Source organism: Lachnoanaerobaculum sp. MSX33, from assembly GCF_000512995.1.
Lineage (GTDB): Bacteria > Bacillota > Clostridia > Lachnospirales > Lachnospiraceae > Lachnoanaerobaculum.
On record NZ_AZXX01000040.1, the window covers coordinates 1 to 521 of the forward strand.

A 521-nucleotide genomic window follows, 5' to 3' on the forward strand; every position below is an offset into this window, starting at 1 on the left:
GTCGATTGCAGCTATAGGTGAGTTAAGAGCATCTGTAAGGAAATCTTCCTTTGTCCACTCATCTACATCATATTTGATGCCGAAAGTATCATCTTCCAACATAATTACAAAACCTGTCTGCATACGTCCGATTTCATCAAAAGCGTATCTTCTTCCAAGTACTGTAGCTATTTTATCTTTAATTACACTACCGTCTTTCTTTGTTCTGAACCAGCTGTGCTCTTCTGTATCATAGTCATGCTGACTCATAACTTCATTCGGTACTGTAAATGTCCAGTAATCGTCTTTAAGCTCACCGTCTGTATCAAGTGAACCGTACTTTACTTTAGCATTGCTTGCTGTAGCTCTTATGTTTGCGTTGGTCACGGAAAGTTGAGGTATCATTACACCGTTCTCATCAAACAGGTATGCTTTACCGTTTATCTCTCTCTGCCTTGACTGATCTGTGCTGCTTGCAGCGTACTTTCTTCCGTTAGCGCCGAAGTACAGCCACATCTCATCATACTCACTGTAGTTTCTCT

1 pseudogene is annotated in these 521 nt (G+C 40.9%); it reads right to left on the reverse strand.

Annotated features, from left to right (window positions below):
* Window positions 1–521 (reverse strand): annotated as a pseudogene (locus tag HMPREF1495_RS03820) (N-acetylmuramoyl-L-alanine amidase family protein); the annotation flags it as partial.